This is a genomic window from Gordonia sp. (in: high G+C Gram-positive bacteria), from assembly GCF_047606305.1.
GTDB lineage: Bacteria > Actinomycetota > Actinomycetes > Mycobacteriales > Mycobacteriaceae > Gordonia.
On record NZ_JASGER010000047.1, the window covers coordinates 18,744 to 32,674 of the forward strand.

A 13,931-nucleotide genomic window follows, 5' to 3' on the forward strand; every position below is an offset into this window, starting at 1 on the left:
CTCGGCGAGATTTTGGGCACGTTCGACGAGATTCTGGGCACGCTCGACGAGACGGCTACGGCTTGTCGAAGTGCTCGGCGCGCCCGAGCTTGCGCAGGCGCAGCCACTCGCGGAAGCCGGCGGGGTCGCGCTGCTGGACCAGGAAGAACCAGCCGAAGCGCGCGTACTCCTGGGGGAGCAGCTTGCGCATCCCCGGCTGGGCCATCAGGTAGCCGCGGTTGCGGTAGGTGAAGAAGCGCTTGGCCTCGTTGTCCGGGTACTGCGTGTGCATCCGGCCGCCGAGGATCGGGCGGAACTCGTCGCTGCCGTCCGGGTGCAGGTAGGCGGTCGTCAGGCAGGTGCCGAAGGCGATGCCCGAGCGGACCAGACGGCGGTGCATCTCGACCTCGTCGCCGCGCACGAACAGCCGAAGGTCGGGGACGCCGACGCGGTCGATGGTGTCGGCGGAGAACAGGGCGCCGTTCATCAGGGACGCGATGCCCGGGAGCAGATCCTCGGACGGATCGTCGCCGTCGGCGAAGAGCTCGGAGCGCTTGCGCCGCCACACCAGGCCGCGGCGCAGCGGGAACGCGAGGGAATCGGGATCGTCGATGTTGGCCACGACGGGGGACACCTCGCCGAGGCCGTGTCGCTGCGCGCAAGCGAGGAGGGTCGCCAGCACATCCGGACCCTCGGGCCGGCCGTCGTCGTCGGCGCACCAGACCCAGTCGGCGCCGAGCGCCAGCGCCTGCAGCATGCCGAGCGCGAAACCGCCGGCGCCGCCGAGGTTGTGCTTGGAGCCGAGGTAGGTGGTCGGGAGGTCGAGTGAGGCGACGTGGTCGGCGACGACCTGCTCGTCGGCGTTGTCCACGACGATCAGGTGGTCGACCGGGCGCGACTGGGCGGCGATGACCGCCGTCGACGCCTTGAGCAGCTCGGCGCGCTGATGGGTGACGACGACCGCGACGACCTTCGGGGAACCGGGCCGGCTCACTTCTCGTCCTCCATGCGGGCCAGCACCTTGCGAACCTGCGCAGCGGCGTCGGGGCCCTCGTAGGCGCCGACGACCTCCTCGATGCCGCCCTCCATCTTGATCTCGCCCTTGTCGATCCAAAGGGCGCGGTCGCACAGCTGCGCGAGGAACTCGTTGGAGTGGCTGGCGAAGACGAGGATGCCCGAGCGCTCGACCAGCGCCTGCAACCGCACCCGCGCCTTGCGCATGAAGTCGGCGTCCACCGCGCCGATGCCCTCGTCGAGGATCAGGATCTCCGGGTCGATGCTGGTGACCACGCCCAGCGCCAGACGCACGCGCATGCCGGTCGAGTAGGTGCGCAGCGGCATCTCCAGGTGCTGCCCGAGCTCGGTGAACTCGGCGATGTCGTCGGTCTTGGCCAGCATCTCCTTGCGCGACATGCCCAGGAACATGCCGCGGATGATGATGTTCTCGAACCCCGAGATCTCCGGGTCCATGCCGACGCCGAGGTCGAAGACCGGCGCGACCCGACCGCGCACGCGGCAGGCGCCGCGGGTCGGCTCGTAGATGCCCGAGAGCAGGCGCAGCAGCGTCGACTTGCCGGCTCCGTTGTGGCCGACGAGCCCGACGCGGTCGCCGTGCTCGAGGTGCAGGTTGATGTTGCGCAGCGCCTCGACCATCGGCACCCCGGCGTCGTTGGCGCCGATGACGCCACCGGCGCGGTCGATGACCGACTTCTTCAGCGACCGGGTCTTGGCGTCGAAGATGGGGAAGTCGACGCAGGCGTCCCAGGTGTCGACGCGGACGTCGGAGGCGTCGACGATCTTGTTCTTGTCGCGGGCGCCGTAGGTGGGCTTGTCGGTCATGTCGCTCCTAAACCCAGTAGGCCACGCGGGACCGGTAATTGCGCATGACGACCAGGGCCGCGGCACAGCCGACGACGGTGCAGGCGATCACGACGCCCCAGTGGTACAGCTCGACGTGCTCGCCCAGAAGCGGGCCGCGCGTGATCTCGATGTAGTGGAACAGCGGGTTCAGCTCGACCAGCCGTGCGCGGCTGCCGACGCGGTTGCCCATCTGCGGTCCGAGCTTCCAGATGATCGGCGTCATGAAGAAGGCCAGCTGCACGATCGTCGTCGTCAGCTGCGAGATGTCGCGAAAGCGCGTGGACAGGATGCCGAACACGATCGTCACCCAGATCGCGTTGAGCACGAACAGGGCCATCGCCGGGAAGAACAGCAGCGCCGACCACGTGATCGGCGGACGGAACACCGCCACGACGACCAGGAAGATGACGATGTTGTGGGCGAAGATGATCAACTGCCGCCACACGATGCGATAGACGTGCACGCTGATCGGCGCAGGTAGCTGTTTGATCAGCCCCTCGTTGGTGGAGAAGACCACCGAGCCGTCCAGGACGGTGTTCTGGATGAAGTTCCAGAAGATCAGCCCCAGGATGACGTAGGGCAGGAACTCCTTGATCGTGAAGCCGAACAGCGTCCCGTAGAGGATGCCCATGGCGATCGCGGTGACGCCGGTGGCGACGGTGATCCACAGCGGTCCGAGCACCGAGCGCTTGTAGCGCTGCTTGATGTCGGTCCAGCCGAGGTGGAGCCAGAGTTCCCAGTTGTAGAGGCCGTCGACGAGGTCGGCGAACGCCCGCCGGAACGTCCGCGAATCGGACGTCTGGGGCGCGGGCGGGATCACCCGCTCATTCGCTGCTGTCGACACGGGTCACCAGCATACAAGCGGCTACAGGTACTGCCCCGGCCCCTGCGGGTGACCCGGGTTGGTGCCGGGCCCGGGAAGGGCGCCCTGGCGCATCTGTTCCAGCTGTGCGCGGGCCGCCATCTGCTGGGCGAACAGTGCGGTTTGGATGCCGTGGAACAGGCCCTCGAGCCATCCGACCAGCTGTGCCTGGGCGATGCGCAGCTCGGCGTCGGACGGCGTCGTGTCGTCGGTGAACGGCAGTGCCAGCCGGTGCAGCTCCTCGCGCAGCTCGGGCGCCAGGCCTTCCTCGAGCTCGCGGATCGACGACGCGTGGATGTCGCGCAGCCGGTTGCGGGAGGCGTCGTCGAGGGGAGCGGACTTCACCTCTTCGAGGAGCTGCTTGATCATGGTGCCGATCCGCATGACCTTGGCGGGCTGCTCGACGAGGTCGGCGACGGTGGACGAGTCGTCGCCGTTCTCGCCGTCGCCACCGCCGCCGACGACGATGATCTGCTGCGGGGCGTCCTCGTCCTCGGGGTTGGGCAGGGGCATTCCGAAGCCGTGACTCATGGGACACATTGTGCCAGGAGAATCCCGCGCCGGTTTCTGCGGATATTCTGGCAGGCATGTCGTTCGACGTCGCCCACGCACGGGGCCTCTTCCCGGTGCTGGGCGACGGGTGGATCCGGCTCGACCCGCAGGCCGGCATGCTCGTTCCGGCCGCCGTCGCGACGGCCGCCTCGTCGGGATTCCGCGAGCTGGTCACCGACCCCGGCACGTTCAACCCGGGTGCGCGCGCCGCGGCCGATTCGCTCGCCTCGGCCCGCCGCGGGATCGCCGACCTGGTCAAGGGGGAACCGGAGGGCGTGGTGATCGGCCCGTCGGCCGCCCACCTCATCAGCAGCCTCGCCGACGCCTTCGGCCAGCAGTCGTGGTGGGGCACCGAGGTCGTCGTGTCGCGCGACAGCGACCCGGCGAACATCGTGCCGTGGCAGCGGCGCGCCGACGACGCCGGTGCGCGCACCCGGTGGGCCGAGGTGGACATCGAGACCGCGACCATCCCGATCGAGCAGTACCTGGAGGCGATCGGCGACGCGACGAAGGTGGTGGCCGCGCCGCTCGCCTCGTCGACGACGGGCGCGATCACCGACGTCTCGGAGATCTCCCGCGCCGCGCGGGCCGCCGACGCGACCCTCGTCGTCGATGCCAGCGCCGCCGCGCCGTACCTGCCGCTGGACGTCGGCGAGCTCGGCGCCGACGTGCTCGTCGTGTCACCGCACCGCTGGGGCGGGCCGCGGATGGCGGCGATGGTGTTCGCCGATCCGTCGCGCATCGACGACCTGGACACCGTCGCCCTCGATCCCGCGGCCACCGGGCCGGCGCAGCTGGAGCTCGTCGTGCCGGCCGGCGGTCTGCTGGCCGGGTTGGTCGCATCGGTCGAGCACCTGGCCGACCTCGACGAGGACGCGCTGGGCAAGCGCCAGCGCCGCCTGGCGGTATCGATGGACGGCCTGTACGAGTACCTCCAGCGACTCGACTTCTACCTGATCAACTCGCTGCAGAGCCTGTCGTCGGTGCGGGTGTGCGGCGTGACCGAGCAGCGCGTGCCGATCACCAGCTTCCTGGTCGACGGCGTGCCCGCCGAGCAGGTCGTGCGGCGGCTCGCCGAGAACGGCATCCGGGCGCTGGCGAATGTGCCCAGTCCGGCGCTCGACCAGCTGGGCGTCGCCGACGAGGGCGGCGTCGTGACGATCGGGCTCGGTCCGTACTCGACGCCCTACGAGGTGGACCACCTGGTGCGGACTCTCGGCTCGCTGGCCTGAACGGTCGAATGAAGCCGACGGTCGTCCTCGGTACACTGGCCCGCACCAGGGGAGATGAGACGGTGGGATGACGACAGCAAGCGACTATGACAACGGCACGGCACAGGACGGCCGGACGCTGACGCCGCAGCAGCGCCGCGCGTGGGAGGCGGTCGTCAACGGCGGCTGGAAACTTCTGGCGCAGGTGAACCAGGGACTGTCCGACGGCGGGTTCTCCTCGTCGCCGGATCTGCGCGTCCTGGAGACCCTCGGCCGCGAGGAGCGGATGCGGATCTCGGACGTCGCGCGGGCGACGCACATCCAGATGAGCACCATGTCCCGCCAGATCACCCGGCTCATCGACGAGGGATGGGTCGAGCGGGTCGAGGACCTCAAGCGCGACGACGCGCGGCACCGCTGGGTGCGGCCGACCGAGGCCGGTCGCGCGTACCTGGCCAAGCTGGTCGCCTATCGCGACGAGATGGTCCGCCGGCACGTGGTGGACGTCCTGGGCGAGGAGGACTTCCAGACCCTCGGCGAGATCTACGGCAAGTTGATCTGAGTCACCGCGGTCCGGCGGCATCGTCGACGAGCCGCTCGAAGACGTCCATCGGCTGGACCCCGATCATCGGCTCCCCGTTGACGACGAACGTCGGGGTGCCGCTGATCCCGAAGGTGCGCACCGGCTCCTGATCCTGTTTGACCTTCGCCGCGTACGTGTCTCCGAGTGCCTCGCCGCGGAAGCGTTTCAGATCCTTCACCCCGGCGGTTTTCGCGCGGTCGACGAGCACGTCGATCGGAAGGTCGGGGTGACCGGTTTCCGGGACATCGCGGTACACGGCCTCGGCGAACTGCCAGAACCGCCCCTGTGCGGCGGCGGCCCATCCGGCGCGGGCGGCCAGCTCGGACTGCTCGCCGAAGACCGGGTCGTCGCGCCACTCGATCCGCAGCACGCCCGGATCGACGTACTTGCGCACCAGTTTCGGCTGGACCGTCTTCTCGTACTCCGCGCAGTAGGGGCAGCGGAAGTCCGAGAGCACGACCATCACCACGGGGGCGTCGACCTGGCCGATCGCACGGGGGTCACCGGGGGTGCGCCGCGCCAGGTCGCCGAGCGGTCCGACCTTCCCCTTGGCCGCCGCCGACGGCGGGGCGGCGGTTTCGGGGGCGCGGTCGTCTCCGGCGCGGCCGTCGACGATCGACACGGCGACGGCGAGGAGGGCGACGATTCCCGCGGCGATCAGCCAGAAGCGCTTACTCATCGGCTACGCGGCCCCGTCGACGATCAGGAGCACCTTGCCGATCGCGTCGCCACTGTCGAGGCGGGCGTGGGCCTCGGCGGCGTCGGCGAGGGGGAAGGTCGAGTCGACGACGGGCTTGATCGTCCCGTCCGAGAGCAGCGGCAGGGTCAGGTCGAGGGTCGCCGCGACCACCTCGGCCTTGCTGCCCGGTCCATAAGTCGGGCGGGCGCGCAGGGTCGTGCCGGCGACGCTGGCGCGCTTGGCCAGCAGCTGGGCGATGTTGAGCTCACCCTTGATGCCCCCCTGCATGCCGATGATGACGAGGCGGCCGCCGGTGGTCAGCGCCGCGACGTTCGACTCGAGGTACCTGGCGCCGATGATGTCGAGGATGACGTCCGCGCCGCCGACCTCCGTGATCACCGCGGCGAAGTCCTGGTCGGCGTAGTTGATGAGGATGTCCGCGCCGAGGTCGCGGCAGACGGCGAGTTTCTCCGGCGTGCGCGCGGTGACGGCCACGCGGGCGCCCAGGTGCTTGGCGAGCTGGATCGCATGCGTGCCGATTCCGCTGCTCCCGCCGTGGATCAGCAGCGTCTCGCCGGGTTGCAGGTGTGCGGTGAGGACCAGGTTGGAGACGACGGTGCAGGCGACCTCGGGCAGGGATGCGGCGTCGTGCAGCGACACCCCGCTGGGCAGCGGGATCACCTGGACGGCGGGCACGGCGACGAACGCGGCGTAGCCGCCGCCGGACAGGAGCGCGCAGACCTGGTCGCCGACCCGGAACTCGGTGATGTGAGCCCCGACGTCGGTGATCGTTCCGGAGACCTCGAGGCCGAGGATGTCGCTGGCGCCCGGTGGCGGCGGGTAGAGGCCGCGGCGCTGCAGCAGGTCGGCGCGGTTCACGCCGGCGGCCGCGACGCGGACGAGGACCTCGTTGTCGGCGATGGTCGGGGTGGGGACGTCGTCGACGGTCATCTCGCCGTCGTGGCAGGCGATCGCGCGCATGGTGTCGATGCTGGCACAACTCGGCGGGGAAAGCCCACGGGGGCGCCTTCACGGCTACTTCACAGGAAAAAAGTGGCGGTGGTCACACGGCCGCGGTTGTATGAACACAAGTTCGAATCAGGTCCCATAGCAACAGTTCAGGGGGTGGATCCGGTGGAGGGTACAGCGCACAACATGTTGGTGGAGTCGTTGCCGGATTCGCCGCTGGAGCTGTCTCGGCTGCTGGACGCGGTCGTCGCGAAGATGGCCGTCGCGCCGCTGTCGGTGATGTCCGATCCGGAGGTCCTCGAGACCGTGGAGACGCTGGAGAAGGCACGACGGCGGGCCGACGGGTTGGATGCGGCCCTCTACGTCGAGGTCAACGACCGCGAGGTGTTCGGAAGGGTCGGGCACAAGCGGGCCAAGACGTTCTACGCGCAGTACCTGCGCCTGGGAGAGACCGAGGCCAAGCGCCGCGGCGAGGTCGCCAAGGCCATCGGGCGACTGACCGCGATGACGGGCGCGAAGCTGCCGCCCAAGCGCGAGCCGGTGGCCGCCTCGGTGGCCGCGGGCATCGTCTCGGGGCACCATGTCCGCGAGATCGAGAAGATCATGGACATGCTCCCCCGCGAGGTCGCTGCGCCCGATGTCGCCGATGCGGTCGACCTGCTCGACGAGGCGGCCGCCGATCTGGCGCCGGAGGATCTGCGCGGACTCGGTCAGCGCATCCTGGCCCACCTCGATCCCGACGGGATCCTGACCGACGAGCGGGACCGCCGCCGGCAGCGCGGACTCACCATCGGCCGCCAGGACGCCCGGTTGATGTCGCGGATCTCCGGCTGCATCGGACCGCAACTGCGGGCCAAGCTGGAAGTGCTGCTCGACAACTGGGCCCGGCCCGGGATGAACAATCCCGACGACGAGCAGTCGCTGACCGGATCGGCGGCGGAGCTGACCGACGACGACCGGAAGGCGCTGTGCGAGGCCGCTCTGCGCGACGGCCGCTCGACGGCCCAGCGGAATCACGATGCGCTCGAGCGGGGGTTGGACTGGATCCTGGGTCACGGGGCGCTGGGTCGCCCCGACCGGCTGCCGGCACAGCTGGTGATCACGGTCGACGAACCGGACCTGGCCCGCCGCGCCGGCGTGGCGCTGACCGCCACCGGCACGATGGTGCCCGTCGCCGATCTGGTCGACCTCGCCGCCGACGCGGTGCCCTGGCTCGAGGTCTTCAAGCGTCGCACCCGCCAGGTGTTGGACTTCTACCGCGGCGCGCGGATCGCGACCAAGGCCCAACGTCTCGCGCTCTTCGGTGCGCACCGCGGCTGCACTCGGCCCGGCTGCCCCCGCCCGTTCTCCCAGTGTCAGATCCACCATGCGGCCCTCGATTTCGCCAAGGGCGGGCTGACCAACCTCGACCAGCTGGCCCCGGCTTGCGGCGTCGACAACCGCAACGTCGGCGAGGACCCCGGCCAGTGGGAGACCACGATCATCGACACCGGCACCGATGCCGGACTCGCCGGCTGGCGCCTGGTCGGCAGCGGCGGCCCGTACCGGACCAATCCGATCAACCACCCGCGCAGAATGCCGGCGGGCGAGGACGACGAACCCGGCGCGGTGCCCGACCGCAGCCCCTCCCTGGTCGAGGCGGCACTCGAGGCCCGACTGGCGGCAGCGTCCTAGCATCCGGGGCACTCGACGGGGAAAGGCGTTGCCGACGGGGGTCGTCGGTCGGCTAGCCTGATCCCCGAAGGAAGCGTGGCAGAGCGGCCGAATGCACTCGCCTTGAAAGCGAGCGTGGGTAAAACCACCGGGGGTTCAAATCCCTCCGCTTCCGCTGCAGGCACTGACGAGGGAGGCCACCCATGGAGACCCGACGACTCGGCTCATCCGGACTGTTCGTCCCGGTGCTCAGCTACGGGACGGGCTTCTTCGCCCCTCACCTCGACGACGGACCGCCGACGCTGGATGAGGCAGAGGCGCGTCGGATGGTCGACATCTGCATCGAGCACGGCGTCACCATGTTCGACACGGCGACGACCTACGGCCTCGGCCACTCGGAGGACATCCTCGGTGCGGCCATCAAGGGCCGGCGCGACGACGTCCTCATCATGACCAAGGCGGGCATGCCGTCGGGACCGGGACCCAACCAGGTGGGACTGTCGCGCCAGAACCTCACCCGGTCCATCGAGCAGTCCCTGCGAAGGCTCGGCACCGACTACATCGACCTGTTCCTCGTCCACATCTACGACGGTCTGACGCCGGTGGAGGAGACGCTGTCCACGCTCGACGACTTCGTGCGTGCGGGCAAGATCCGCTACCTCGGGGTGTCCAACCAGTCCGCGTGGCACGTCATGAAGTCGCAGGCGGTGGCCGAGAAGTACGGCTACTCGCGCTACGTCGCGCAGCAGATCCACTACTCGCTGCTGTGCCGCGACTACGAGCTCGATCTGATGCCCATGGGGCAGGACCAGGGCATGGGAGCGATCGTCTGGAGCCCGCTCGGGTGGGGTCTGCTGACCGGCCGCATCAAGCGGGGTGTGCCGTGGCCGGAGAACAGCCGGTTGAACTGGATGCTGAAGGACGCGCCGCCGTTCGACGAGGACGACCTCTACGCGCTCGTCGACGCTCTCGAGGAGGTCGCCGAGGAGACCGGCAAGACGGTGCCGCAGGTCGTCATCAACTGGACGTTGCAGCGCCCGACCGTGTCGAGCGTGATCATCGGTGCCCGTACCGAGGAGCAGCTCCTGCAGAACATCGACGCGGCGACCTGGGCGCTGACGCCCGAGCAGGTCGACCGCCTCACCGCGGCGAGCAAGCTGCTGCCCCTGTACCCGAACTGGCACTACGCGCGCTACGCCGCCGACCGGCACCCGACGCTGGTCGACATCGACGCCGACGCCTGGCTCCCGTCAATGGTCAACCCCTCGGACCTGTAGCCCGAGGGGTTGACCGTGACGTGCGGTTGACTCAGGACTTGTGGAAGTCCGGCATCGGGAACTCCATCGCGGCGACGATCGCCATGCCGACGGCGGCGGCGGTGGGGTCGACGACCGGGATGCCGATGGCGCCCTGCAGCAGGTCGCGGGCCGGGGACATGCCGCCCTCGCCGAGCACGATCACGTCGGCGCCGTCCTTGATCAGGTCCTTGGCGACCTCGATCATCCGGTCGGCGACCATCTTCGGATCGATGGCGACGGTCGGATCCATCGAGTCGGCGGCATCGCCGAGGTCGATGTTCATCGGGCGCTCGCCGGCGATGCGGTCCATGATGCCCAGCGACTTGTAGTACTTGAGGTGGCGTTCGACGGCCGCATCCGAGATGGAGATGATGCCGACCTTGTCGCCGAGCGCCATGGCGGTGTTGATGCCGGACTGGTTGATGCCGAACACCTTCCGGCCGGCGGCCGCTTTGCGCGCCTCGGCCAGGCCCGGGTCGGCGAAGCAGGCGACCACGAAGACGTCGGTGTCGGGCTTGGTCCCGATGAACTTGGTGAGCGGCGCGGCGACGCTGTCGATGTCCTCCTGCGTCTCCATCAGCTTGGGGCCGCCCGGCAGGGTGACGACCTCGATCTCCGGCGCCTCGGCGAACAACAACGGCTTGATCGTGTACTCGATCCGGGCGCGGATCGCCTCGTTGTCGTCGGCGTTGATGACGGTGATCTTCTTGCGGGTCTTTGCTGTCATGAATCCACCATAGGCGGCATCAGCGGCCCGTGTCGGGCTTCGGACGCGGGCCGTCGCGCCTACCGCGGCGGGGTGCCGATGATCGGGGTGTTGCTGATCGGGTCCGTCGACGACGCGACGGTGCTGCAGAAGGTGAGGATGGCGGTCTTGTTCGCCGTGACCGCGATGTCGTTGGCCTGGCTGACGCCCTTCTCCTCCAGGAACTTCAGGACGACATCGGTGCGCTGCGGTTGATCGAGCTTCATGTAGTCGCCACAGGTGGTCTTGCCGCCCTTGTTCTTGTCGACCATGTCCTCGACCTGGCTGCAGGCGGCCAGACCCAGGCAGGCCACCACGGCCACGACGCCGGTCAGCTTCTTCATCGGTTCTCCGTCCATCGGGTTGTTCGACTGTGGTCGATCGTCGCACAGTGCTCCGTCCCGTGGCTGCTCAAGACCACGGGCCGGCCCGCGGGTAGCCTTGAGGGCCATGCAGATGCGCACCACCGTCCTCGTTCCAGCCGTCCTGGCCGGAGCACTCGTCGCGGCGCCGGTCGTCCCCGCGTCGGCCGCTCCGACGTGCGGTTCGGTGTCCACGTCGACGGCCGCGCGGGCGACGACGCCCGTCCAGGATTGGGCGGAGAACCTCGGCTATGACGCCGACGGCAAGCTCTGGGTGTCGCGGCTGCGGACCGGCCGGGTGGAGCGCCTCACCCGCGGCCGGGTGACCGCGTCGGTGGCGGTCGCCGACCCGGGCGCGGTCCGGCGGGGGCCGGACGGCCGCATGTACGTGGCGGCGGGAACCAGCTCGACCAACATGCTGCCGGGGGTGCCGCACACCGGGACGATCCTGCGCTTCGACCCGAGTGCCCCGCGCCCGGTGGCTCGCCCGTTCGCGGCCGGCTTCGCCATGCCCAACGGGATGGTCTTCGGCGCGGACAAGGCGCTCTACGTCGCCGACAGCGGTCAAGGGATCCTGCGGGTGCGCCCGGACGGCTCCGTCGACCGCGGTTGGACCGCGCGCACCGGGCGCGCCCTGGCGCCGCTGATCAACGGATTCGGCGTCAACGGCATCACCATTGCCGGCGACACCCTGTACGCGACGCTCACGACCAGCGCGACCGGCCGCATGCTCCGCGTCCCCGTCGGGCGACCCGAAGCGGCGTCGAGCCTCGACTTGACGGCGCCGGTTCCCGGCTCCCTCGACGACCTCGTCGCCCTGCCCGGGCACCGCCTGGCGGTGGCCAGCGTGGCTGGCGACCTCTTCCTCGTCGACACCCGCACGGGTGCGGTGTGCAGCCGCAACCTGGGCCAGCCCCTCACCTCGATCGTCGCCGATCCGCACCACCCGACCCGGCTGACGGTCGGGACCGAGTCCGGCGACCTCCTCGCGGTGCGCGTGCGGTGAGCTTCTCCCGCTACGTCGCCCTGGGCGACTCCTTCACCGAGGGCGTCGGTGACCTCGACGACGCCCTGCCGAACGGCGTGCGCGGCTGGGCCGACCGTGTCGCGCACGCCTTGGACGCGGCCCATCCGGGCGTCGAGTACGCCAATCTCGCCATCCGCGGGCGCAAGCTGAAGCCGATCGTCGACGAGCAGCTCGAACCCGCGCTCGCGATGAAGCCCGACCTGGTCACGATCCACGCCGGCGGCAACGACGTGCTGCGCCCGACCATCGACTTCGACGACCTGTTCGCGGTCTACGACGACGCGATCGCGCGCCTGGCCGACTCGGGCGCCACCGTCGCGATCTTCACCCCGCACGACACCGGCGACGTCCCGGTCTTCGGCGCCCTGCGCGGCCGGTTCGCGATCCTCGCGGAGGGCATGCGCGAGATCGCCGACCGCCGGGGCACCGTCCTCGTCGACTATTGGCGCATCCGTGACTTCCAGGACCCGCGCATGTGGGCCCACGACCGCCTGCACATGGGCCCGGCGGGCCACCAGCGCTTGGCGATCGCGGTCCTGGACGCGCTGGGCGTGCCGCACGACCTCGCACCGCCGGTGCTTCCCGAGCCTTCGCGCGAGCCGCGCACCACCCGCCTCGCCGACGACGCCAAGTGGGTCACCGGGTTCCTCGCCCCCTGGGTGGGCCGCCGCCTGCGGGGCGTGTCCTCCGGGGACACGATCAGCCCGCGCTATCCGGTGCCGACCCCGGTGGCCGACCTGCCCGAACGGAGTCCGTCGTGAGCGAAGCAGCCCTGACCGTCGCCATCGAACCCGTTCGCGATCCGCACCTCGTCGCGGCCGTCGAGGGTGCCGGTGGGCGGGTGGTGCCGCTCGAGCAGGCGCGCGTCCTGGTGTGGTTGGCCGGACCGGACGGGTTTCCGACGCTGCCCGACTCGGTCGAGTGGGTGGCGCTGTCCTACGCCGGGATCGAGGCCTACCTGACGGCCGGTGTGCTCGACGACCGTCGGCTGTGGACCAATGCCTCCGGCTTCTATGCAGCCGGGTGTGCCGAGCACGCGCTCGCCCTACTGCTGGCCGGCCTGCGCCAGATCCCCGCATCGGTGCTGCTCGGCTGGAACGACGAGGTGATCCCGCCGGCCGTCCGCACCCTGCGCGGCGCGACCGTCACGATCATCGGCGGCGGCGGAATCGGCCGGGAGTTGACGCCGCGGCTGACCGCATGCGGCGCGCGCGTGATCGCGGTCAGCCGCTCGGGCCGGGACCTCGACGGTGCCGACCTGACGCTGCCGGCGACGGAGACCGACCGGGCGCTGGGCGAGGCCGACCACGTCGTGCTCGCCGCCCCCTCGACGCCCAGCACCCACCACCTGATCAACGACCGCACGCTCGGACTGCTCAAGCCGCACAGCTGGATCGTCAACGTCGCGCGCGGCCCGCTCATCGACCAGGAGGCACTCGGCCGCGCCCTGCGCAGCGGGGCGATCGCCGGTGCCGCACTCGACGTCACCGATCCGGAACCGCCCGCCGACGACGACCCGCTGTGGTCGCTGCCGAACCTGATCGTCACCCCGCACATCGCCAACCCGTCGCCGGGCCTCACCCGGGAGATGGCGCCGTGGCTGGCGGAGAACCTGCGCCGCTTCACCGCCGGTGAGGAGCTGATCTCGCGGGTCGATCCCGCGCGGGACTACTGACCCGCCAGGTCTCGTTCGCAAGCGTCGAGGATCGCCGCGAAGCTCCCCGGCAGCAGCCGGCCCATCAGTGCGCCCATCGGTCGCCCGCCACCGACGAGTGGGATGGTGAAGTCGGCGATCCAGCGCACCCGCGTACCGCCGTCGACCGGCGTCAGGGTCACCGAGCCCTCCCGGTGGTCGATGGCCGGCACCGCCTTGGTGATGGAGTAGTCGTAGCGGTGCGGGGGATCCCACGCCACGATCTCCTCGCGCGCCCACAGACCCAGCGCGAGCACCTCGCGCACCGCGCCGACGCCCGGACCGTCGGTGCCGCGCGCCCATCCGGCGCGCAGGGCCAGCGGCGCGGCGGTCAGGTGCGCCGGGTCGGTCAGCCAGGCGAAGACCGCGTCGATCGGGGCGGCGATGGTGCGCTCGACGATGAGGTGGGGCATGGGTGTCCTCGTTCCTGACTCGGTTGTTCCAGGATGTGCACAGGT

16 protein-coding genes and 1 tRNA gene are annotated in these 13,931 nt (G+C 70.2%); 8 read left to right on the forward strand and 9 right to left on the reverse strand.

Features of this window, described 5'->3' with window-relative positions:
- Positions 1-55: 55 nt before the first annotated feature.
- From QM634_RS06905 to QM634_RS06920, 4 genes are read right to left on the reverse strand one after another with little or no spacing between them, the layout of a single operon-like run.
- Positions 56-973 (reverse strand): glycosyltransferase, encoded by a 918-nt coding sequence (locus tag QM634_RS06905; RefSeq protein ID WP_415042033.1) that lies wholly within the window; start codon positions 971-973, stop codon positions 56-58.
- Entirely contained in the window at positions 970-1,818 is an 849-nt protein-coding gene (locus tag QM634_RS06910; RefSeq protein WP_415042034.1) for an ABC transporter ATP-binding protein, read from the reverse strand. Before QM634_RS06910 ends, QM634_RS06905 begins: the two co-directional genes overlap by 4 nt.
- Positions 1,819-1,825: 7 nt before the next feature.
- Positions 1,826-2,683, reverse strand: a complete 858-nt coding sequence (locus tag QM634_RS06915) for an ABC transporter permease (protein ID WP_415042035.1) — start codon at positions 2,681-2,683, stop codon at positions 1,826-1,828.
- Positions 2,684-2,704: 21 nt separating this feature from the next.
- Positions 2,705-3,232, reverse strand: a complete 528-nt coding sequence (locus tag QM634_RS06920; RefSeq protein ID WP_415042036.1) for a bacterial proteasome activator family protein — start codon at positions 3,230-3,232, stop codon at positions 2,705-2,707.
- A 56-nt stretch (positions 3,233-3,288) separates the two neighbouring features.
- Here QM634_RS06920 and QM634_RS06925 point away from each other — a divergent pair, with 56 nt between their 5' ends.
- Positions 3,289-4,485, forward strand: coding sequence for an aminotransferase class V-fold PLP-dependent enzyme (locus QM634_RS06925; protein ID WP_415042037.1), 1,197 nt, complete (start codon positions 3,289-3,291; stop codon positions 4,483-4,485).
- Between the two features lie 67 nt (positions 4,486-4,552).
- Positions 4,553-5,026 carry a MarR family winged helix-turn-helix transcriptional regulator gene (locus QM634_RS06930; RefSeq protein WP_415042038.1) on the forward strand — a complete coding sequence of 158 codons (474 nt, stop codon included), beginning with the start codon at positions 4,553-4,555 and terminating at the stop codon, positions 5,024-5,026.
- A gap of 1 nt (position 5,027) precedes the next feature.
- On the opposite strand, the gene QM634_RS06935 is transcribed toward QM634_RS06930, so the two are convergent.
- Positions 5,028-5,726 (reverse strand): DsbA family protein, encoded by a 699-nt coding sequence (locus QM634_RS06935; protein ID WP_415042039.1) that lies wholly within the window; start codon positions 5,724-5,726, stop codon positions 5,028-5,030.
- A 3-nt stretch (positions 5,727-5,729) separates the two neighbouring features.
- Positions 5,730-6,707: an NAD(P)H-quinone oxidoreductase gene (locus QM634_RS06940; RefSeq protein ID WP_415042040.1), complete on the reverse strand. Its 978-nt coding sequence runs from the start codon at positions 6,705-6,707 to the stop codon at positions 5,730-5,732.
- 153 nt (positions 6,708-6,860) lie between these two features.
- Between QM634_RS06940 and QM634_RS06945 the strand changes: the two genes are divergently transcribed.
- From QM634_RS06945 to QM634_RS06955, 3 genes are all read left to right on the forward strand, one after another.
- Positions 6,861-8,369 carry a DUF222 domain-containing protein gene (locus tag QM634_RS06945; RefSeq protein WP_415042041.1) on the forward strand — a complete coding sequence of 503 codons (1,509 nt, stop codon included), beginning with the start codon at positions 6,861-6,863 and terminating at the stop codon, positions 8,367-8,369.
- 69 nt (positions 8,370-8,438) lie between these two features.
- Positions 8,439-8,523 (forward strand) — tRNA-Ser (locus QM634_RS06950).
- Between the two features lie 28 nt (positions 8,524-8,551).
- Positions 8,552-9,625, forward strand: coding sequence for an aldo/keto reductase (locus QM634_RS06955; RefSeq protein WP_415042042.1), 1,074 nt, complete (start codon positions 8,552-8,554; stop codon positions 9,623-9,625).
- Between the two features lie 31 nt (positions 9,626-9,656).
- Here the strand turns inward: QM634_RS06955 and QM634_RS06960 are convergent, their stop codons facing one another.
- Both QM634_RS06960 and QM634_RS06965 read right to left on the reverse strand, forming a co-directional pair.
- Positions 9,657-10,373 (reverse strand): aspartate/glutamate racemase family protein, encoded by a 717-nt coding sequence (locus QM634_RS06960; RefSeq protein WP_415042043.1) that lies wholly within the window; start codon positions 10,371-10,373, stop codon positions 9,657-9,659.
- 59 nt (positions 10,374-10,432) lie between these two features.
- Positions 10,433-10,735 carry a hypothetical protein gene (locus QM634_RS06965; protein WP_415042044.1) on the reverse strand — a complete coding sequence of 101 codons (303 nt, stop codon included), beginning with the start codon at positions 10,733-10,735 and terminating at the stop codon, positions 10,433-10,435.
- Positions 10,736-10,841: 106 nt separating this feature from the next.
- On the opposite strand from QM634_RS06965, the gene QM634_RS06970 reads away from it, so the two are divergent.
- Genes QM634_RS06970 through QM634_RS06980 form a run of 3 tightly spaced genes read left to right on the forward strand, consistent with a single transcriptional unit; the run spans position 10,842 to position 13,455 of the window.
- Positions 10,842-11,759 (forward strand): SMP-30/gluconolactonase/LRE family protein, encoded by a 918-nt coding sequence (locus QM634_RS06970; RefSeq protein ID WP_415042045.1) that lies wholly within the window; start codon positions 10,842-10,844, stop codon positions 11,757-11,759.
- Positions 11,756-12,541 (forward strand): SGNH/GDSL hydrolase family protein, encoded by a 786-nt coding sequence (locus QM634_RS06975; RefSeq protein ID WP_415042046.1) that lies wholly within the window; start codon positions 11,756-11,758, stop codon positions 12,539-12,541. Before QM634_RS06970 ends, QM634_RS06975 begins: the two co-directional genes overlap by 4 nt.
- Complete coding sequence (locus tag QM634_RS06980; protein WP_415042047.1) at positions 12,538-13,455, forward strand: NAD(P)-dependent oxidoreductase; 918 nt, start codon at positions 12,538-12,540, stop codon at positions 13,453-13,455. Before QM634_RS06975 ends, QM634_RS06980 begins: the two co-directional genes overlap by 4 nt.
- Here the strand turns inward: QM634_RS06980 and QM634_RS06985 are convergent.
- Positions 13,449-13,886: an SRPBCC family protein gene (locus QM634_RS06985; RefSeq protein ID WP_415042048.1), complete on the reverse strand. Its 438-nt coding sequence runs from the start codon at positions 13,884-13,886 to the stop codon at positions 13,449-13,451. The genes QM634_RS06980 and QM634_RS06985 overlap by 7 nt on opposite strands.
- Positions 13,887-13,931 lie beyond the last annotated feature (45 nt).